The sequence below is a fragment of the Paenibacillus albiflavus genome (assembly GCF_004344915.1).
In the GTDB taxonomy this organism is placed as follows: Bacteria; Bacillota; Bacilli; order Paenibacillales; family NBRC-103111; genus Paenibacillus_AM; species Paenibacillus_AM albiflavus.
In genome coordinates, this window is record NZ_SKFG01000018.1 from 1 (window position 1) to 20,151 (window position 20,151).

Annotated in this window: 16 protein-coding genes; all 16 read right to left on the reverse strand. The window is 44.0% G+C overall.

The features are described 5' to 3' along the window. Positions 1-577: UDP-N-acetylglucosamine--N-acetylmuramyl-(pentapeptide) pyrophosphoryl-undecaprenol N-acetylglucosamine transferase (locus E0485_RS16650; RefSeq protein ID WP_207911002.1), on the reverse strand; the 577-nt coding region annotated here is incomplete at its 3' end. Positions 578-582: 5 nt separating this feature from the next. Further along, a complete protein-coding gene (gene spoVE, locus E0485_RS16655) occupies positions 583-1,680 on the reverse strand; it encodes a stage V sporulation protein E (protein ID WP_132419211.1) in 1,098 nt (365 codons plus the stop codon). Between the two features lie 94 nt (positions 1,681-1,774). Continuing rightward, entirely contained in the window at positions 1,775-3,169 is a 1,395-nt protein-coding gene (gene murD, locus E0485_RS16660) for a UDP-N-acetylmuramoyl-L-alanine--D-glutamate ligase (protein WP_132419212.1), read from the reverse strand. Positions 3,170-3,172: 3 nt separating this feature from the next. Then, positions 3,173-4,135, reverse strand: a complete 963-nt coding sequence (gene mraY / locus E0485_RS16665; protein ID WP_132419213.1) for a phospho-N-acetylmuramoyl-pentapeptide-transferase — start codon at positions 4,133-4,135, stop codon at positions 3,173-3,175. 42 nt (positions 4,136-4,177) lie between these two features. Further along, on the reverse strand, positions 4,178-5,146 hold the full coding sequence (gene mraY, locus E0485_RS16670) for a phospho-N-acetylmuramoyl-pentapeptide-transferase (RefSeq protein ID WP_132419214.1): 969 nt from the start codon (positions 5,144-5,146) through the stop codon (positions 4,178-4,180). A gap of 104 nt (positions 5,147-5,250) precedes the next feature. Beyond that, a complete protein-coding gene (locus tag E0485_RS16675; RefSeq protein ID WP_132419215.1) occupies positions 5,251-6,642 on the reverse strand; it encodes a UDP-N-acetylmuramoyl-tripeptide--D-alanyl-D-alanine ligase in 1,392 nt (463 codons plus the stop codon). Then, positions 6,639-8,129 (reverse strand): UDP-N-acetylmuramoyl-L-alanyl-D-glutamate--2,6-diaminopimelate ligase, encoded by a 1,491-nt coding sequence (locus tag E0485_RS16680; protein WP_132419216.1) that lies wholly within the window; start codon positions 8,127-8,129, stop codon positions 6,639-6,641. Before E0485_RS16680 ends, E0485_RS16675 begins: the two co-directional genes overlap by 4 nt. A 140-nt stretch (positions 8,130-8,269) precedes the next feature. Then, positions 8,270-10,207, reverse strand: coding sequence for a stage V sporulation protein D (locus E0485_RS16685; protein WP_132419217.1), 1,938 nt, complete (start codon positions 10,205-10,207; stop codon positions 8,270-8,272). Between the two features lie 95 nt (positions 10,208-10,302). After that, complete coding sequence (locus E0485_RS16690; protein WP_132419218.1) at positions 10,303-12,540, reverse strand: peptidoglycan D,D-transpeptidase FtsI family protein; 2,238 nt, start codon at positions 12,538-12,540, stop codon at positions 10,303-10,305. A gap of 15 nt (positions 12,541-12,555) precedes the next feature. Continuing rightward, a complete protein-coding gene (gene ftsL, locus E0485_RS16695; RefSeq protein ID WP_132419219.1) occupies positions 12,556-12,999 on the reverse strand; it encodes a cell division protein FtsL in 444 nt (147 codons plus the stop codon). Between the two features lie 15 nt (positions 13,000-13,014). Then, entirely contained in the window at positions 13,015-13,965 is a 951-nt protein-coding gene (rsmH, locus tag E0485_RS16700) for a 16S rRNA (cytosine(1402)-N(4))-methyltransferase RsmH (protein WP_132419220.1), read from the reverse strand. 35 nt (positions 13,966-14,000) lie between these two features. Further along, positions 14,001-14,438, reverse strand: coding sequence for a division/cell wall cluster transcriptional repressor MraZ (mraZ, locus tag E0485_RS16705; RefSeq protein ID WP_132419221.1), 438 nt, complete (start codon positions 14,436-14,438; stop codon positions 14,001-14,003). A gap of 161 nt (positions 14,439-14,599) precedes the next feature. Next, on the reverse strand, positions 14,600-15,865 hold the full coding sequence (locus tag E0485_RS16710; RefSeq protein ID WP_132419222.1) for an adenosylhomocysteinase: 1,266 nt from the start codon (positions 15,863-15,865) through the stop codon (positions 14,600-14,602). Between the two features lie 31 nt (positions 15,866-15,896). After that, complete coding sequence (bshC, locus tag E0485_RS16715) at positions 15,897-17,627, reverse strand: bacillithiol biosynthesis cysteine-adding enzyme BshC (RefSeq protein ID WP_132419223.1); 1,731 nt, start codon at positions 17,625-17,627, stop codon at positions 15,897-15,899. 544 nt (positions 17,628-18,171) lie between these two features. Then, positions 18,172-19,125: an ABC transporter ATP-binding protein gene (locus E0485_RS16720; RefSeq protein WP_132419224.1), complete on the reverse strand. Its 954-nt coding sequence runs from the start codon at positions 19,123-19,125 to the stop codon at positions 18,172-18,174. After that, on the reverse strand, positions 19,115-20,149 hold the full coding sequence (locus tag E0485_RS16725; RefSeq protein WP_132419225.1) for an ABC transporter ATP-binding protein: 1,035 nt from the start codon (positions 20,147-20,149) through the stop codon (positions 19,115-19,117). The genes E0485_RS16720 and E0485_RS16725 overlap by 11 nt, the downstream gene beginning before the upstream one ends. Positions 20,150-20,151: the final 2 nt, after the last annotated feature.

A 20,151-nucleotide genomic window follows, 5' to 3' on the forward strand; every position in this document is an offset into this window, starting at 1 on the left:
CCAGCTGGTCGTGATCCGTCAGGCCTAGGGAGCGCAGTCCTGCAAGTCGGTCGGCAGCGACGACCGACGTTGCGCGCGGATTGCCAGTGTAAGTGGCACGCCGCGCTTTAGGGAATCGAGACTCGATTCCCTTGAAGGAAACCGCTACGCTGCTTACGTAGCGGCTTAGAAATTTATTCGTAAGCCCTGGCAGGACGTTTTGTTCATGGATTAATGTCGGTATCCCCAGCTTAGCAGCAGCATACAGAACTGGACCACATACGTAGCCTCCAGTTCCGATGACGACATCGGGCTTAAACTCCTTTAGCTTGGCCTTAGCTAACTTAACGCCACGCAAGAATCGCATAACCGTCCGAACATTATCGGTTGATAATAGCTTTCTGCAGAAGCCAGAGATTTCTATCGCTTCAAATGGCAAATCCAGCTTGGATTTCGCGACGATGTCGCGTTCCAACCCGGAATTTGTGCCGATATACATAAATTTAGATTGCGGATTATGCTTGAGGCACTCTTCAGCAATTGCAAGTGCTGGGTAGACGTGACCGCCTGTACCTCCTCCGCTGAGCACGATGCGCACAGCATTCACCTCGAATATCGGGATATGTTCAGTAATACACCTATTGCGGTAAGCATGAGCGTAAGAGACGAACCTCCCGCTGAAACAAGCGGCAATGTAATCCCCGTTACAGGAAACATTCCAATTACGACCCCAATGTTGATAATCACCTGCACAGCAATCATTCCAACAATGCCTACTGCTAACAGGGAACCGAATTTATCAGGTGCCGTAATAGCCGCTCGCATGCCTCGCCAGATGAGAATCATGAAGAGCACGAGCAAGAAGGCTCCGCCTATAAAGCCTAGCTCTTCCGAAATAATAGAGAAAATAAAATCAGTCTGCGGCTCAGGCAAGTAGTTGTATTTTTGACGACTCATACCAAGTCCTAATCCAACTAACCCTCCTGGACCAATTGCATATAAAGATTGGATGGCTTGATAACCTGAACCGAGCGGGTCCTTCCAAGGATCCAAAAAAGCAGTGATCCGATCCAATCGTTCCGTATTCATCAGAATAAGACCGATAAAGCCAAGCACGCCTGCAATGACAAAATAAGATAAGTGCAGCAGCCTTGCACCCGCTACAAAAATCATCAGAATCGAAGCACCTACAAGTACGGTACCTGTTCCAAGATCGGGCTGCAGCATGATGAGTCCGAAGGCTATACCAATAAAGCCAAGCGGTGGAAGCAAGCCTTTCGTAAAATGCTCCATCCTCATCTGCTCATTCGACAGCATCTTGGCCAAGAAGATAATAATCCCCATCTTCATAAATTCGGATGGCTGAATACCGAAAGATCCGATACCAAGCCAGCTTCTGGCGCCACCGCGAATGACTCCCACACCAGGAATCAACACGATGACGAGCAAGGCAAAACAAACAATTAATATAAGATTAGCGTATTTCTTCCAAATGTAATAATCAGCATTCATCGTGACGAACATCGCGCCAATGCCGAGCGCAGCAAATAATAGCTGTCGTTTTAAATAATAGTACCAATCACCATACTCATGAAAAGCCAATACAGCAGATGCACTGTAAACCATAATAATACCGATCGTCAGAATGAGCAAGGTTGTAACAATGATCCATACATCAGGGGCGGAACGCGCTTTCGTCATAATGACACCTCTAGCCTTGTTTCTTAAGGCTCATATAAGTGCCGATAGGCTTGTCCTTCCTTCCCTGCTGACTGCTTGGCAATATATGTCCTTATTACAAGTTATGCACGGCTTCCTTAAACATGCGTCCTCTTTCTTCATACGAAGGAAACATATCCCAAGACGCGCATGCAGGTGATAGCAATACGATATCGCCTTTGTCTGCAAACGCTTTGGCAGCAAGTACCGCAGCCTCAATGGCTTCCCGTGCGTTATCTACATTATCGACAGATTTCACGGTCGTTAGCCCTGCAAGCTCAGCTACATGTTTGATTTTGTCGCGAGTCTGTCCTAAAGCAACGACAGCTTTTACGCGTTCACGAAGAATCGGCACCAGTTCCATATAATCCGATCCGCGATCCAATCCGCCTGCAATCAGGACGATGTTGTCATCGAGTGCTTCGATTGTTTTAATCGTAGCGACTGGATTTGTGGATTTGGAATTATTATAGAAGGTTACCCCTTCTATATCACCTACGAATTCCAGACGATGTTCGACACCACGGAATTCACGCAATACCTTTGCTATAGCTTCCAGGGTTGCACCTGCAGTAATTGCGACAGCAGCTGCGGCAAGTGCATTCTCAATATTGAAGGATCCCTTGAGACCTATTTCACTTGTATGCATAATCGACTTTGCAGGCTGTCCTTCCTCTTGATAAATCAGTACACCTGCTTCTACATCAAGAAAAACACCATGAGGCAGCTTCTCTTTCATCGAAAAAGGCAGCAGCTTTGCCTTCAAGTGCGGTATAGACTCCCTGCATACCGGTTTATCCCAATTGATAACTGCGGTATCCTCAGCTGTTTGGTTTTCAAATATTTTAAGCTTGGATGCAATGTAATCACTTATATCACCATGATAATCCAGATGCGTCTCATACACATTCAGCAGGCATGCGATACTCGGTCTAAAGTCCTTCGTTCCCTTCAATTGAAAGGAACTTAATTCAACTACCATGTGATTATCAGCCTTTGCTTGTACAGCTGCTTCACACAATGGCACACCAATATTGCCTGCTACGATCGGAGCCAGCTTACTTGCTTCCAACATTAGACCGATTAATGTCGTTGTCGTCGTTTTACCATTAGAGCCTGTTACACCAATAATCGGTGCTGGGCAAATATGATAGGCAACCTCTACCTCAGTTACAATTTCAATTCCGAGCAGCTCTGCCTGCTGGATGATGCTTGCGCTATAAGGAATCCCTGGATTCTTAACGATCAGCTTCACTTCGCCGTCGAGTAAATCATCGGGATGGCCCCCGCAAATCACTTTAATCCCAAGCACTTCTAATTCATCAGCTTCAGGGCTTAAATCCCGTTCCTTACGATCATTGACCGTTACAATAGCGCCTGCTTGATGAAATAACTTTGCTGCAGCTACTCCACTTCTAGCTAAACCAAGTACGATAACATGTTGTCCATTATATTCTTGCGGATGCTTCATCTGCTATAACACCTCGTTAATGTAAAGTGCGAGTAAGGCTGCTACTAGTCCTACTGACCAGAATGTAATCACAACTCGCCATTCTGACCAACCGCTTAATTCAAAGTGATGGTGAATCGGACTCATTTTGAATACACGCTTGCCTCTTGTTTTGAAGGAAACAACTTGGATGACGACAGACAAGATTTCAACAAGAAACACGATGCCGATCACCGCAAGCAGCAGCTCTGCCTTCGTCAGAATCGCAACAGCTACTAGACCACCGCCAATGCCAAGTGATCCCGTATCTCCCATGAACACGCGTGCAGGATGGGCATTGAACACAAGGAAGCCGAGTACGGCCCCAACCATCGCTGCCGAGAAGATCGCTGTCTCCGGTTGGGAAACATGCATTGCGATAATGGTATAAGCACCGAATGCAATCGCACTCGTACCTGCAAGCAAGCCATCCAATCCATCTGTAAAGTTAACGGCATTCGACGCGCCAAGCATCAAGATCGCCATCACAGGGAAGTACAACCATCCTATGTTAAATGTAATATCAAAATATGGAATCGAAATTGTCGTCGGATGATTCATGGTCACGAGCATCACACAAACGATTGCAGAAACAAGCAATTGACCAATAAGCTTCTGTTTTGCAGTCAGTCCGAGTGAGCGTTTAAAGGCAATTTTAATATAATCATCGAGAAATCCGACTAGGCCGTAGCCCAGTGTGGCAACAAGCAGGACGAATAGCTCCATTGTCTTATCTGCAAATTGAAGCGCAGCTAATGTGAGTGCAAGTAAAATAATCGTTCCACCCATCGTCGGCGTGCCTTGTTTTTTTAGATGCGCTTTAGGTCCATCCTCCCGAACCTGTTGGCCAAATTTCAATCTGCGAAGTAAAGGGATAATTAAAGGTCCCATGATGATGGCCAGCACAAAGGCGGTTCCTAATGTAAACAAAACAGCTTTCAATTCCACGATGCGTTCCTCCTAAATAAAAGTGAACAAGTATCCTGTTCACTACGTTGCTGTAAATCCATTAATAATTAGTGCGAGTATAGCTGCTGCTAAGCCTACAGACCAGAATGTAATCACAACTCGCCATTCAGACCAACCGCCTATTTCAAAGTGGTAGTGAATGGGGCTCATTCTAAACACACGCTTGCCTCTTGTTTTGAACGAAATCACTTGGATGACAACAGATAGAATTTCGACAAGAAATATAAATCCGATCACGGCAAGCAGGAGCTCCGCCTTCGTTAACATCGCAACGGCTACGATGGCTCCACCAATCCCAAGCGAACCCGTATCCCCCATAAACATCCGAGCTGGGTGTGCATTAAAAACGAGAAATCCAAGTACGGCGCCAACCATAGCTGCAGAGAAGATCGCTGACTCTGGCTGAGCAGCTTGCATAGCAATAATGATGTAAGCGCCAAAGGCAATCGCACTTGTGCCTGACAATAAACCATCTAGTCCATCTGTAAAATTAACAGCATTCGATGCGCCAAGCATGACAATCCCCATTATTGGAAAGTATAGCCAACCAAGATTAAAGCTAACATTAAAATAAGGAATTGTGATTAGAGTAGAATGCTCCATGGACACGAGCATCACACAAACGATGACAGAAACAAGCAATTGTCCTAATAGCTTCTGCTTCGCTGTTAGTCCGAGTGAGCGTTTAAAAAGTATTTTAATATAATCATCAAGAAATCCAACTAGACCATATCCTAGTGTGGCAACCAGCAGGACATACAGCTCCATCTTATGTTCCGCAAACTGAAGCGAAGCTAATGTAACTGCAATTAAGATGATCGTACCACCCATCGTCGGAGTGCCTTGCTTTTTGTAATGTGATTGAGGACCGTCTTTACTAACTTGCTGACCAAATTTCAATCTACGGAGTAAAGGAATAAATAATGGCCCCATGATAATCGCTAGTATAAATGCAGTTCCTAATGCTAACAGAACAATCGTCAATTCCACGATGCGTTCCTCCATACAAGGGTGAACACAATTTGTTATTCTCTCTATGCTGTTATATCCTTAGTGACTATATAAATAACGATAATGTTGCACAACTTTATTTATTATTTTTCCAATAATTGGTGGACAACTTGTTCCAGCTTCATACCTCTAGACCCCTTAACTAAGACAACATCCTGATCCGTTAACTTGTCTGCAAGGTGCCCGATCAGCTCTGATTTATCTTCAAACCAGTGTACACGTCCTGCAGGGAATCGCTTGCCTGTCTCTTCAACATACGCTTTAGCCAATGATCCAAATGCATATACGCCTTGGATATGTTCAGGATGTAGTCGTGCACCGATTTCGCGATGAAATTCATCCTGCTCCTCACCTAGTTCAAGCATATCGCCTAGTACAACATATTTATGCTTGTAACCCGTTAGTCCATCAAACAAATCAAGCGCTGCCCGCATAGAAGCAGGGCTAGCATTATAAGCGTCATTCAAAATCGTTAAGCCGCTTGCAGCCGTCAATTTCTCAATTCGCATACTCGTCATTTGCAAACTGCTCAGTCCATCAACAATCTGCTCTTCGGACACACCAAGAACTTTGGCTACGGCTATGGCAGACAAAGCATTCGTTGCATTATGCTGGCCCAGAAGAGGAATGTAATAAAGTGGATCAGGCATACCATTAACCGTAAAAAATGTACCTTCCTCACCTAGACGAATATAATCTGTATAATAATCGTTATATTTGCTTTGACCAAAACGTATGCTTCTAATGTTGCCTGAAAGCATGATTTCGGCTTTAACTTGTTCGATTAAAGGTTCATCCCCATTATAAATAAACACACCATCCGGCGATAAGCCTTTTAGGATCTCCATCTTTGCACGCGCAATTTCTAAACGAGAGCCTAGCTGAAGCAAATGCGACTCCCCAATCATCGTAATGATCGCGATGTCTGGCTGCGCAATTTGGGATAACAGCTCGATTTCTCCGCGGCCACTCATCCCCATCTCAACAACTGCAAAATCTGTATCTTCATCAAGTTCAAGAATAGTGAGCGGTAACCCAAAATGATTATTGTAGTTCCCTTGTGTCTTATGAACCTTGTATGTCGTAGACAGAACGGAAGCTACCAAATCCTTCGTAGTCGTCTTCCCATTACTACCTGTAATACCTATGATCCGAACCTTAAGCTGCTTCCGATACGCAGTAGCAAGCTGCTGCATCGCAAGCAGTGTATCATCAACATAAATAAGAGGCACATCCTGCGGCGGATTTGGATGATCCTTCTGCCACAAGGAAGCTACAGCCCCTTTATGAAATGCATCTTGGGCGAATGCATGACCATCAAAGCTAGCACCGATTAACGGTATGTACAAGCTTCCAGCAACATCATTCCGAGTGTCCTTGGACACCCCCTGCACACGAAGGTTGGCAGTTTCTTCTGCAAATGAAGAAGCCGCACCTATCATCTCAGCAATCTCACTAATTGTTCGATTAATCATAGCAGCCCCCTGGCTTCAAGCGCAGATTTGGCGATTAAACGATCGTCAAAATCATGCTTGACCTTACCAATAATCTGATAAGTCTCATGGCCTTTGCCCGCTATCAATATTACATCTTTAGGGCCTGCCTCGGCAATAGCTTTGTTGATTGCCACCTGACGATCAACAATCAGCTCATATTTATCTGTTTCATATCCTGCTTCTACAAGACCAGGAACAATATCTTGCAAAATAGCACTCGGGTCCTCTGTACGTGGATTATCTGAGGTTACATAAATATAATCGCTATATTCCGCAGCAACCATCCCCATAATCGGTCGTTTCGTACGATCCCGATCACCGCCATTGCCGAATACCGTAATAATTCTTCCCTCAGCAAATTCACTTATTGTAGATAATGCGTTACGTAATCCATCAGGCGTATGCGCGTAGTCAACAAGGACAAGAAAATCCTGTTTGCCATCGACTACTTCCATGCGTCCTTCTATGACATTAATTTCCTTTAAGCTATTCTTAATTTCCGAAAGCTCGATCCCTTCAAGCAAAGCTGCTGCGATCGCCCCAAGTGTATTGTAAACATTGAATTTGCCGACAAGTTTCATTTGGATATGCGCTTCACCTGCAAAGGTTGTGACCGTGAATTCAGTTCCTTGTGAAGTAATGCTGATCTTCGAAGCTCGTACATCACATTCATTATCAATTCCGTAGGTGATGACTTGCGCTGCAGTCGATTTCTTAAATAGTTTGTATGCTGGATCATCCGCATTAAGAACTGCATATTGACGTTTATTCTCATCTGCATAATAGGTGTTATCCATTCGCGAGAATAAAAGGTTCTTCGCTTGATGGTAATTATCCATCGTCACATGGTAATCCAAATGATCCTGCGTTAGGTTCGTGAACACGGCAGTTCTGAATCTAATCCCCTTGACCCGATTCATATCAAGAGCATGCGAGGAAACTTCCATCATACAATAGTCCGTATGGACATCACGCATTTGGCTAAACGCATGCTGCAGCTGAACAGATTCCATGGTCGTTCTCTCCATAACTGTGTACTCATTGCCAATCTTCATTTGGATCGTGCCCATAAGGCCAGTCTGTTTGTGATTGTAACGCAATATATGTTCAATGATATTGGTTGTCGTGGTTTTGCCATTGGTTCCCGTCACACCAATAACCTTCATATCAGTGGTCGGATATCCATAATAATGACAAGCTAGTGCAGCCATAGCATCTCTTGCATTCTCAACTAATAGCTGAGGTACATTTAAGTCAAGGATACGTTCAACAACAAGTGCTACTGCACCTTTCTGTACTGCCGTTGCAGCATAATCATGGCCATCGCTCACTTGTCCTGTTATACAAATAAACAGATCACCTTGTTGAATTTGACGGGAATCGATCTGCAATCCTGTAATGTTCGTAGAACCATCCCCAATCAAGCGACTAACCACAAGCGTTTGAGCTAACTCCTTAAGCTGCATTGTAAATCCCTCCAAATTTTGTGAGTACAAGTTTTGCTTTGCAAAACTACTTCGTAAGCGTATGCTTAAGTTTTGCAGAAAAAAACTGCCTCGTAAGCTTTAACCCTATTCCGAACAAAATTACATCGTAAGCATTGTGCCTACCTGTTTTTATCCGTTGGACTAGATAAGTATACACGAATCGTTGACCCTCGGTCTACTCTTGTTCCAGCAGCTGGGGCTTGGGAAACAACCGTGTTTCCTTCACCTGATTTAACCAGCATAAAATTCGAGTTCATGCTTTCAAAAATATCAGAAACGGTCATCCCAACAAGGTTAGGAACTTCTATAATTGGAGTCTCATCAAATTTGTATTCCTTCGCAAGTTGATTCATATCAGGCTCAACTTTTAGATATTTCAACGAATCTCTAAGGATATTCTGAACGATTGGCGCTGCAACAACTCCACCGAACTGAATCCCTTGTGGATTATCAACGGCAACGTAAACCAGCAGCTTAGGATTATCGGCAGGTGCAAAGCCAATGAATGATACAATATGCTCATTAGCTGAGTAACGACCATTAATTACCTTTTGTGCTGTTCCCGTCTTTCCCCCAACGCGATACCCATCTATGAATGCAGGTCTGCCCGTACCTTTGGCGACTACGCTTTCCAGCGCTTCTCTCACCATCTTAGAAGTTGATCCTGAAATGACTTTCCGAACTTCCTTTGGTTTAATCTCCTCCACGACTTCTCCCGTTTCGGGACTGATCCATGCCTTACCTACATGCGGCTCGTACAACGTTCCTCCATTAATGGCAGCGGCTACGGCAGCAACCTGCTGAATCGGCGTAACAGATACACCTTGACCAAAAGCAGTCGTCGCTAATTCAACTGGACCCACTCTTGATAGCTTGAATAGAATTCCATTCGCTTCTCCACCAAGATCAATACCTGTTTTCTTTCCGAATCCGAACTTATTAATGTAATCAAATAATGTTTCCTTGCCAAGTCGCTGTCCCATAACAACAAAACCTGGGTTACAGGAGTTCTCAACTACCTGCAAGAAGGACTCGCTGCCATGTCCGCCACGCTTCCAACAACGAAGCTTAGCTCCCGAAACATCGATAAAACCTGAATCAAAGAAGTAATCATATTTTAGATCGATTTTTTTCTCTTCTAAAGCGGCTGCAAGTGTTATAATTTTGAAAGTCGATCCTGGCTCGTAAGTCATCCAAATCGGAAGATTACGGTTATAAATTTCTTGCGAATATTGCGTATAATTTCCAGGATCAAATGTAGGTCTTGAAGACATGGCAAGTATTTCGCCATTGCTAGGATCCATCATGATGGCAAGAGCACTATTGGCTTGTGTCTTAACCATCGCCTGATCCAGCTCGCGTTCAAGAAACATTTGCAAATTACTATCGATCGTTAATTCCAGATTCATGCCATCCTTAGGTTTCACATATTGTTCGGTCGAGCCTGGCATCTCCTTACCTGCTGCATCAGATAAGTAGGATACGGAACCTGGCAGCCCAATTAATCCATCTTCATACTTAGCTTCGACACCTGTTAGCCCTTGATTATAGGCACCTGTTATGCCAAGTACATGTGCAGCCAAAGTTCCAAACGGGTAGTAGCGAGTATTATCTTCAACGATCTGAATACCAGGCAATTGAAGATCACGCACTTCTTGCGCTTTCTCCTGCGTGATTTTACGTCCGGATGGCTTAATATAAACACTGCTTACCCTTTTGCTGAGTTGTTTCAGAATTTCTTCTTCTGATCCACCAAGCACCTTGGCAAGTTTAAGCGCAGTTCCCTGCTTATCGACTACTTGTACAGGAATTGCAATGACAGATGGAGTTGAAATATTATAGGCAAACTGGACACCATTCCGATCAAGCACCTCTCCACGTTTGGCCTGATATACCATGTCACGTCTCCATGTATCCTCCGCACGTTCCGCCAAATCAGGACCGATCATCAATTGTACATAAGCTAGACGAATAAGAAGTGCTATGAAAATCAATGTCCCAAACGTTAATAAAATAAACATTCTGCGTCTAAGCGTAACTCCTGAAGCTCTTGTCATCGCTCTAGCTCCCTCCCTATAAAGACAAGTCATAACCTATTCTAATGAAGCCTATTCGGAATCATCAGGGGTTATGACAAGCCTAGGGGGTGAAACTATTTCTTTGTTTGGGATTTCGCTTTGGGATCAGGTGTAGGCGTTGGAAGAGAAGCTCTTTCATCTGGTGGCATCAGATTTAATACAACCGTCTGAACTTCACCTGCTCCTTCCACTTCTTGCGAAACGACATACCCTTCACCATTAATCTTGTATACTAAGCTGAGAAAATTACATAATTCAAGCGCATCACGCTGAGACATCCCTGTAAAATCAGGAATCGGGATTGTATTCGGCTGCTGCATCGCGACATAAACTCGTTGAGAAGCCCCCACCTCTGTTCCTGCAGGCGGATATTGCAAAACAACTTTGGTGCCAGTACCGTACGGTACAACATTAAGACCCGCCTGCAACCCCGCATTCTTGGCTGCATTTTCGGAGAGACCGCTCAGATCAGGCACTTTAATTTTGACAGAGGCATCAGAAACTTCAACCTTATTCTCCTTGATGACCTCTGATGATGGAACCCCAAGATGGGTGAGCACCTGCTCCATCATTTCACTAAACGCTTTAGGCGCAACTTCTTTGGCACGCTTATAATCACCGCCCAAATCAGGCTGATCCGCCACAATACACATCACTACTTTAGGATCATCTGCTGGCGCATAACCACAGAATGAAGTTACCCATGTATTAAGTGAATATTTACCATTCACAACAATGTTGGCTGTACCCGTTTTACCTGCAACATTATATCCCTTCACTTGTGCTGCTAAACCTGTTGCGATCTTATCAGGATCTTGCACCGTTTGTGCCAGCAAATTCGTAACCTCGCGTGCAGCTTCCGGAGGAACAACCTGCTTAACAGGTGTTGGACCAATCTTTTGAATCACATTATTCGTTACTGGATCAACAATTTCCTTCACAACATGCGGCCACATCATCATCCCATCATTCGCAATTGCACCATAAGCTGCTAATTGCTGAATCGTAGTCACATAAAGGTTCTGACCAAATGTTGCACGCGCAAAGTCAGATGGCCATTTCATCGGAATGGAGCCTGAACCTTCTGCAGGCAAATCAATTCCGGTCTTCTCGCCAAATCCGAATTCTTTAATATAATCTACTAGCTTTTCCTGTCCAAGTTTATAGTATCCTAGATTAACAAAAGCAACGTTTGAGGAATGCTTTAATCCGTTTAAATAAGAGATAACGCCCCAACCAACACGGTTATAGTCATGCACCTCGTTACCAGGCACTTTGATTTTACCTGACTGATAAGTTTCACCCGGCTTGAAAATGCCTTCTTTGACAGTAGCCGCAAGCGTTACGATCTTAAATGTCGAACCCGGCTCATATTGTGCCGTGACCGCTTGATTAGTAAAACTCTCCACATTATAGTTCCAGAAGTCGTTAGGATTAAAGTTAGGAAAATTCACCATACCGAGAATTTCCATCGTCTTCGGATCAGCAGCTACAGCCGTGATACTCTTTGGCCTATAAGCTTGATAGTACTTTTCCAAGGTGTTCTCCATCATGAATTGAATGTTCTTGTCGATCGTTAATCGCAAGGTTTTGCCATTCACTGGAGGTGTAATATCAGCCTTGGCATTTGGCAGTTCAACACCCTTGGCATCCCGCTGGGTTGTAATCTTACCAGGTGTTCCAGTCAGCACATCGTTATACTTCTTCTCTACGCCTTGAATAGCCTCTCCCTCTTTATTCACATACCCGAGTACATGAGCAGCCAGAGTTCCATTAGGATAATAACGTTTCTTTTCGTCTCTTAAATAAATCCCCGACGAATTCGCTTTATTCTTTTTCTTCGGACGAAGATCTTCGATAAACTGAATAATGGCATCACGCTTGGATTTATCTATTTTCATTCCTTCATTCCGAATCTCAACATCCATATAATAAGAGCCATCTGGCTTTTTCTTATTCGCTGCATCTCGAATCTTCTTTTCTAGCTCTGATACATTCGTATTATCTGATTTCAAAATCTGGGCAAGACCAATAACAACATCTTCAACAATGCCCTGATCATTAACGATTTGGGGATTAAGAGACACCGTATAGGCGGGTACATCCTCTGACAATACTTTATCGTTACGATCCACAATCGAGCCTCGAACCGCTTTGAGAATATCGCTTTTATCCCAAGCTTTAGAGGCCATTTCGACATAGGCATCCGCCTTCACGACCTGAATCCAATACATCCGTCCTATTAGAGAAATAAAAAGGAGGGTGAATAACCCCCCAATGAGCAATGTTCTTAAACGCGTTTTTTTAGTCATGTCCCATCACCCCAACTAGCGTTTCGCTGTGCCTTGTTCAGTAGGTGTCTTCCCAAGCACCTTACGCTCAACCTGCGAGACTTGTCCTTCAACTGGTTGTTTAAAACCATTCGCAATTGCATATTCTTTTAATCGTTCAGGACTTTGCAAAGTTTCAATCTGCTGCTTAAGTGAACTATTCTCTGCTGTCATTTCCTTAATCTCTGCTTTGGTATCGCGTATATCAAGATTCATCTGATAGATTTGGGTATAACGATACATAATGAATACGAGTATACATACGGTAAAGATGACCGCTGCTAATCGAAACAGCTTCACACCAATCGGTAAAGTTGCAGGAACCGGGCGGGTTCGAGCTGGCTCTTGCACGATAGTCTGCTGTTGTCTTGGTCTCTGTTTTTTTAGCGGTTCTGCATGCTGTTTGTCTAATGCTAAATTCCCTTGATAGTATGGCATCATAAATCCCCCCTAACTCTATAACTTTTCAGCGATTCTGAGCTTAGCTGATCTTGCTCGTGAATTATGTTCAAGTTCCTCCGCACTAGGTAAAATTGGTTTCCGATTAACAAGCTTTACAACGCCTTGATTGTTGCATACGCACATTGGGAAATCCGGCGGGCATGTACATTTGCCAACATATTTAGCAAAAGTAACCTTACACATCCGGTCTTCCAACGAATGGAAAGTAATGACTGATGCACGACCACCAGGCGCCAAACAACGAATCGTCTGCTCCAAGGCATCTTCAAAAGCGCCGAGTTCATCATTTACTGCAATTCTAAGCGCTTGGAATGATCGCTTGGCAGGATGTCCCCCTGTCCTTCTTGCTGCAGCAGGAATACCTTCCTTGATGAGCTCAACTAGCTGACTAGTCGTTTCAATTGGACCCTTGGCACGTGCTGCTTCAATCGCATTTGCAATTCGTTTGGCAAACTTTTCCTCACCATACTCAAATAAAATACGTATAATTTCAGCGGCAGGCCATTCATTTACGATCGTCTTGGCAGTTAGCTCAGCTCCTTGATCCATACGCATATCAAGTTCAGCATCTTGATGATAGGAGAATCCACGCTCTCCCTCATCAAGTTGAGGCGACGATACACCTAGGTCAAAGAGAATGCCATCAACTTGTGGTTTGCCATCCTTCATCGCTTCTGGGATATTCTGCAAGATCTGCTCCAGTTTGCGAAAATTCGACTTCACCAGCCGCACTCGATCACCATAACTTGCAAGTAGCTTGCCTGCGTTTGCTAATGCAATGTCATCCTGATCGATACAAATGAGCAGTCCTCCTTCTCCAAGCTTGGATGCGATAAGAGAACTATGGCCCGCACCGCCAAGTGTGCAATCGACATATACTCCATTTGGCTTTATATTCAAACCTTCAACGGCTTCATTCTTAAGTACTGTAATATGATGAAACAATTTGTGTCCCCCTAGAAGTTATTTCAGCAGTTAGTCTATAGATCAAAATTGAAATCAACGAGTTTCTCGGCGATTTCGTTAAAGCCTTCTTGAGATTGCTGAAAATAGTTTTCCCAAGTATGCTTATTCCAAATCTCCACACGATTGGAAACGCCAATAACCGCGCAATCCTTCTCTAGTCCTGCGTGCTTAGCCAAGTTGTTTGGGATGTTAATACGACCTTGCTTATCTAATTCACATTCGGTGGCTCCAGAGAAAAAGTACCGTGTAAATGCACGCGCATCAGATTTCATAAGGGATAATGCTTTGAGCTTACCTTCAAGCACAGTCCATTCTGATCGTGGATAAACGAATAAGCACTCATCTAGTCCACGAGTGACAACGAAGGTTTCACCAAGGGCTTCACGAAACTTGGCCGGAATAATGATACGACCCTTTTCATCAATCGTATGCTGGTATTCCCCCATGAACATGATCCCTCACCCCTTTCGCCCCACTTCACTCCACTTTTCACCACTTCTATTTCTTTCTGCATAAAAAACAAAAATCCTGCTTGACACGCAGGATTTTTCGATAATTTATTCACAATCTGTTTAGGTGGAACATTCCCGTTACGATATACTGCTATTTTTGCTTAGTGTTCAACCCAAGAATCTAAATAAGCTTCTTGCTCTTCGGTTAAGCTATCGATGGACATGCCTAGTGCTTGCAGCTTAAAGCGAGCTACTTGCTCATCAAGCTTATAAGGCATATTGACGACTTGATTGCCGAATGCTTCATAGTGATCATTCACGTATTTAAGCGCCATAGCTTGCAGCGCGAATGTCATATCCATAATTTCTGCGGGATGTCCATCACCTGCTGCAAGATTAACAAGTCTACCTTCTGCTAATAAATATAGTTTGCGTCCATCCTTCATTTGATACTCTTCAATATTGCGACGAACGACCCGTTTCGATACAGATTCAGCCTCTAATTCAATTTTGTTCACTTCAACATCAAAGTGACCTGCATTCGATAAAATGGCTCCATCCTTCATCACCATATAATGTTCACCGCGAATAACATCCTTGTTACCTGTTACAGTTATGAAATAATCGCCTAGTTTCGCTGCTTCGCTCATTGGCATAACAGCAAATCCATCCATATAGGCTTCAACCGCTTTAATCGCATCAATTTCGGTTACAATAACGTTCGCTCCAAGTCCTTTGGCACGCATAGCTACGCCTTTGCCGCACCAGCCGTATCCAACTACAACGACTGTCTTACCAGCAACGACCAGATTCGTTGTGCGATTAATGCCATCAAATACAGATTGACCTGTACCATAGCGATTATCAAATAAATGCTTGCAGAATGCATCATTCACAGCTACCATCGGAAACTTAAGCTGACCTTCCTTCTCAAGCGCTTTGAGACGAAGGATGCCTGTCGTCGTTTCTTCGGCACCACCACGGATACTACCGATTAAATCCTGACGTTCCGAATGAAGAATGGTAACTAAATCCCCACCGTCATCAATAATCATGTCTGGATGTGTTTCAAGTGTTTTGAGAAGCAATGATTTGTATTCCTCAGGAGATGGATTATACTTGGCAAAAACAGTAATCCCATCTTCCACTAGTGCTGCACATACATCATCTTGGGTAGAAAGTGGATTGGAGCCTGTTATAATCACATCAGCTCCACCTGCTTTAATGACTTTGGCGAGATAAGCAGTCTTGGCCTCAAGATGAAGAGAAATCGCAACCTTCAATCCTTTAAAAGGTTGTTCGCGTTCAAACTCTTCGCGAATTTTGTTAAGTACTGGCATATGTGCCTTCGCCCAATCAATCTTAAGATGTCCCTCGTGCGCTAGTGTAAGATCGGCAACAATACTGTTTAAAGCTGTTGTTGTCATAGTCCCAAACTCCTCTCAGAAATCATGCTATCTATACATAATATATGCGATGCTGCCCATCAACTGGAATTGGATTATCAACAAGCTCATCTATCCAATTGGTTCCAAATCGATTGATATAAGCAATCACATTATATCCTCTTTCCTGCGGCTTGGACAGTGGCATTAGGCTGGACGCAATTAGATCTAATCGTCTAAGCTCAGCCTCATACTTGTGCTCTTTTGCCTCCGAAGTTTTGGATTCATAATAACGAATTTGCTCATCAATCCGTTCTAAATTCGTTTCACCTAATGTGCGCAGCGAAGGATTGATTGCTTCGACTAGCTCGATAAGCTGATGATACTCAGCAGCAAGCTTCTCTCTAATTTCAGCAAAACGATCCTGATACGCAATATCATCCTGCTGTGCCAACCACTCATTTCTCCATGATTCAAATCGGTTCTTCGTATCATCAAAGCTTAATTGATAATGGTTCATATATTTATGAATGGTATTGTCCATTAAGGTAAACTCAAGCCTTGGCAAAAGAATCGGCATTTGCATATCCAGCTCGTGAAAAGCTCGCTTCGTTAATCCCCAATACGCAATTTCGGCATTACCTAGCACTGTAGCAAGCACAGGGAATAAGAATTCCTGCATCAGCGGTCTAGTCATGACGTTATTACTAAATAAGGTTGGCTGTTCTTCCGCTAATTCAAGCAGCTGCTGCTTGGAATAAGAGTGCTTTCCTTTCTTATCTAAGAACATCTCATTTTCTCGCTGAAGCAAAACCCGTCCGCTCTTATTAAACATGAACAAATTAGCACCGTTTGCACTAACGTCTGCCTGCGGTTTGTAGCCAGAAGCACGCAGCATGGAGTCGCTATGTACGAGTGTATCATTCACTGCCTTGTTCTGATCAATGAGCGCCGCGAACATAGGAGCTTCAATCGCACGAATCGCAGGGTCATCCGAATCGATCAGAACAAGTCCATGATGACCAAACAACCATGCCATTAACTGTGCAAAAGCATCAGTCAACGTAGCTGAGCTTGATGTGATTTCCTGCAGCTTCTTCATAAGTCCGCGCTTATGCTCGGAATCTATCAAGCTTTCATCTAATTGCTCAAGCGCTTTAAGCCAAGCGGTTTCATCCAGAACGAGACGAGATACAGAGGTGCGAATATAAGGCTTCGGTGCGTCGATTTTCACTTTGCGTATTTTCACATCGTTATTTAGATAGAAGAGATGATTAACCTCATCCCAATCATGATCTTCTCCAGCAATCCAGTAAACGGGGATTACTGTACGATTTAGCTGGCGCGATGCTTCACGCGCCGCTTGTATGACCGTGACCGCTTTGTACACATTGTACAGCGGTCCACCGAATAGACCGGCCTGCTGCCCGCCGGTCACAACAAGGCTCTCGCGATCGCGCAGCTGCTCGATCGCGTCCATCGCTGCAGCCGCGTTGCCTACGCGGCTGTTGTAAGCGGTCAGCGCGCTGACTAGCGCTGACCGATCCGCGCGCGGTGCTGTCTTGGCAGCCACAGCTGCTGTGCAGCCGTGGCTATGCCCATCCACCGCGCCTGCTTCCTCGCTCGCAGCGTGCTCGCCGCTTCGCGCACCACACCATGCTCGCGTTAAATCGCTCGCTCTACGTTCCCACTCCCCTTGATCCCACGGGTTGTACTCGTAAAACTCGCTTACCTTCACATAATTTTCTATATAGTCTTCGGCCAAAGGCTGATTACGCGTTTGTGACACAATTTCAAGCCTCATCCTTTCGGCCTCCTTCCACTTATCGATTAGTTATTGTTTATTATACTCACTAATAAATTGTACACATCACTTGCTGACTCGTCAAAGATATTCTTACAAAAAGTTAGAAATGAATAAAAAGTAAAGGCTCAGCACAAAAATAAGTATTTGAAACTACGTAGTGGCGCTGCGAGTACGGATCATTCCTACGATCGCTGTTGTCACCGAATTTCCTGATTGGATTAGCCTTTAGTATGTAGAAATTCGCTGACAAAGCATATCCTTCCGAAGTGAGCTTTCCTCCGGAAAGCTCTTTAGGCGACCGCTTACGCTTCGTATTACAACATTTATCCCTTCGGATTATAAATGATGTGTAATACCTTAAAAAACGTCTTCGCCATATTTGACTATGAAACCGTTTCTCTGGTCCGGAACGATTCCGTCCTCTCCGCTCCTTTCGCTAATTGGCAAGCACTGATTATTGTTTTGAGCCAAAGTAAGAACAAATAAAGAAACTGCCCCAAAGTCTTGTTAATGACTTATGGGACAGCTTACGAATAAGAAATTAGTATAAGTGGCAGGCAACAAAATGTCCTGGATTTACTTCCTTCATTTCAGGCATAGCTAGTGCACACTTGTCCATTGCTTTCGGGCAACGTGTACGGAACGGACAACCACTTGGTGGATTCAGCGGTGAAGGTACTTCACCTTCTAGAATTATACGTTCACGTGTACGTTCAATCTCCGGATCTGCAATCGGGATTGCGGATAATAGAGATTCCGTATAAGGATGCAACGGATTTGCATACATTTCAGTGGAAGTTGTCACCTCAACAAGATTACCGAGGTACATAACGCCAATGCGATCCGAAATATACTTAACCATTGCAAGGTCATGCGCAATAAACAAATACGTTAGACCATGATCTTTTTGCAGCTTCTTAAATAGGTTAACGACTTGGGCTTGAATCGACACATCAAGCGCGGAAATAGGTTCATCGGCAATAATGAATTGTGGTTCAATTGCTAGTGCGCGTGCAATTCCGATCCGTTGACGCTGACCGCCTGAGAATTCATGCGGGAACCTGTTAATATGCTCTTCATTCAGGCCAACCGCTTGAATAAGCTCGACAACGCGATCTCTTCTCTTCTTGCCCGTATATAAATTGTGGATATCAATACCTTCTGCAATAATGTTGCCGACAGTCATTCGCGGATTAAGCGAAGCATAAGGATCTTGGAATACCATCGCAGCGTTGCGACGGAATTCCTTTAACTTATTACCTTGCAGCTTATGAACATTCTCTCCATTGAACATGACTTCTCCTGAAGTCGCATCGTACATCCGAATAATCGTCCGTCCCGCAGTTGACTTTCCGCAGCCAGACTCGCCAACAAGACCGAAGGTTTCACCGCGTTTAATATTAATAGAGAAACGATCAACTGCCTTCAGGATTTTACCATTGCCAAGGTTAAAATGCTTCTTCATATTACGAATTTCAAGAATATTATCCGACATGTTGATCACCTCCTATATCTGCAGGTCTTGCTACTTTAGGTGCATCTGGGTGCAATAACCAGCATGCTGCAGAGTGTTGTCCTGACACAAGCGTATGTTCTGGATCTTTCTCCATACAAATACCCATTGCATATGGACATCTAGCTGCAAATGCACAACCTACTGGTGGTGCAAATAAATCGGGTGGGGAACCTGGAATCGGAACCAATTCTTCATCAGCGCTTTTATCTAATCTTGGAACCGAACGAAGAAGTCCCCAAGTATAAGGATGTCTCGAATTATAGAAAATTTCATCGATCGTACCTTGCTCTACAACTTTACCCGCATACATAACGATAACACGTTGTGCCATATCAGCCACAATACCAAGGTCATGCGTGATTACAATGATAGAAGCGCTCGTCTGTTCGGACAGCTTCTTCATTAATTTAATGATTTGTGCTTGAATCGTTACATCAAGAGCTGTTGTAGGCTCATCGGCAATCAGTAGCTTCGGCGTACAAGCAAGTGCAAGTGCGATCATTACACGTTGACGCATACCACCTGAGAATTCATGCGGATATTGCTTCACACGACTTTCAGGATTGGACATACCAACAAGCGAGAGCATTTCAATGGCACGCTTCATGGCATCTTCTTTATTCATGCCCTGATGCTTGATCAGACCTTCTGTAATCTGCTTACCTACTTGCATAGTTGGGTTAAGAGAAGTCATTGGATCCTGGAAGATCATGCCCATTTCTTTACCGCGAATTTTTTCCATCTGCTTATCAGATAGCTTCGTTATATCATGCTCACCATTAAACAGGATTGAGCCGTCTTTAATTACTCCTGGAGGGTTAGGAATTAGGCGCATAATTGTCTGTGCGGTTACTGATTTACCACAGCCAGACTCACCTACGATCGCTAGCACCTCTCCTTTATTTAAATGAAACGATACACCTCGTACCGCTTGCACTTCACCAGCATACGTCTGGAAGGATACTTTGAGATCCTTCACCTCTAACAATGGCTGATCGCTCATGT

What these genes read in the sequence shown, in the direction of transcription:
- spoVE (WP_132419211.1), bottom strand. Translation starts at nt 1,680, where the DNA reads ATGACGAAAGCGCGTTCCGCCCCTGATGTATGGATCATTGTTACAACC.
- murD (WP_132419212.1), bottom strand. Translation starts at nt 3,169, where the DNA reads ATGAAGCATCCGCAAGAATATAATGGACAACATGTTATCGTACTTGGT.
- E0485_RS16675 (WP_132419215.1), bottom strand. Translation starts at nt 6,642, where the DNA reads ATGATTAATCGAACAATTAGTGAGATTGCTGAGATGATAGGTGCGGCT.
- E0485_RS16680 (WP_132419216.1), bottom strand. Translation starts at nt 8,129, where the DNA reads ATGCAGCTTAAGGAGTTAGCTCAAACGCTTGTGGTTAGTCGCTTGATT.
- E0485_RS16685 (WP_132419217.1), bottom strand. Translation starts at nt 10,207, where the DNA reads ATGACAAGAGCTTCAGGAGTTACGCTTAGACGCAGAATGTTTATTTTA.
- E0485_RS16690 (WP_132419218.1), bottom strand. Translation starts at nt 12,540, where the DNA reads ATGACTAAAAAAACGCGTTTAAGAACATTGCTCATTGGGGGGTTATTC.
- ftsL (WP_132419219.1), bottom strand. Translation starts at nt 12,999, where the DNA reads ATGATGCCATACTATCAAGGGAATTTAGCATTAGACAAACAGCATGCA.
- mraZ (WP_132419221.1), bottom strand. Translation starts at nt 14,438, where the DNA reads ATGTTCATGGGGGAATACCAGCATACGATTGATGAAAAGGGTCGTATC.
- E0485_RS16710 (WP_132419222.1), bottom strand. Translation starts at nt 15,865, where the DNA reads ATGACAACAACAGCTTTAAACAGTATTGTTGCCGATCTTACACTAGCG.
- bshC (WP_132419223.1), bottom strand. Translation starts at nt 17,627, where the DNA reads ATGAGGCTTGAAATTGTGTCACAAACGCGTAATCAGCCTTTGGCCGAA.
- E0485_RS16720 (WP_132419224.1), bottom strand. Translation starts at nt 19,125, where the DNA reads ATGTCGGATAATATTCTTGAAATTCGTAATATGAAGAAGCATTTTAAC.
- E0485_RS16725 (WP_132419225.1), bottom strand. Translation starts at nt 20,149, where the DNA reads ATGAGCGATCAGCCATTGTTAGAGGTGAAGGATCTCAAAGTATCCTTC.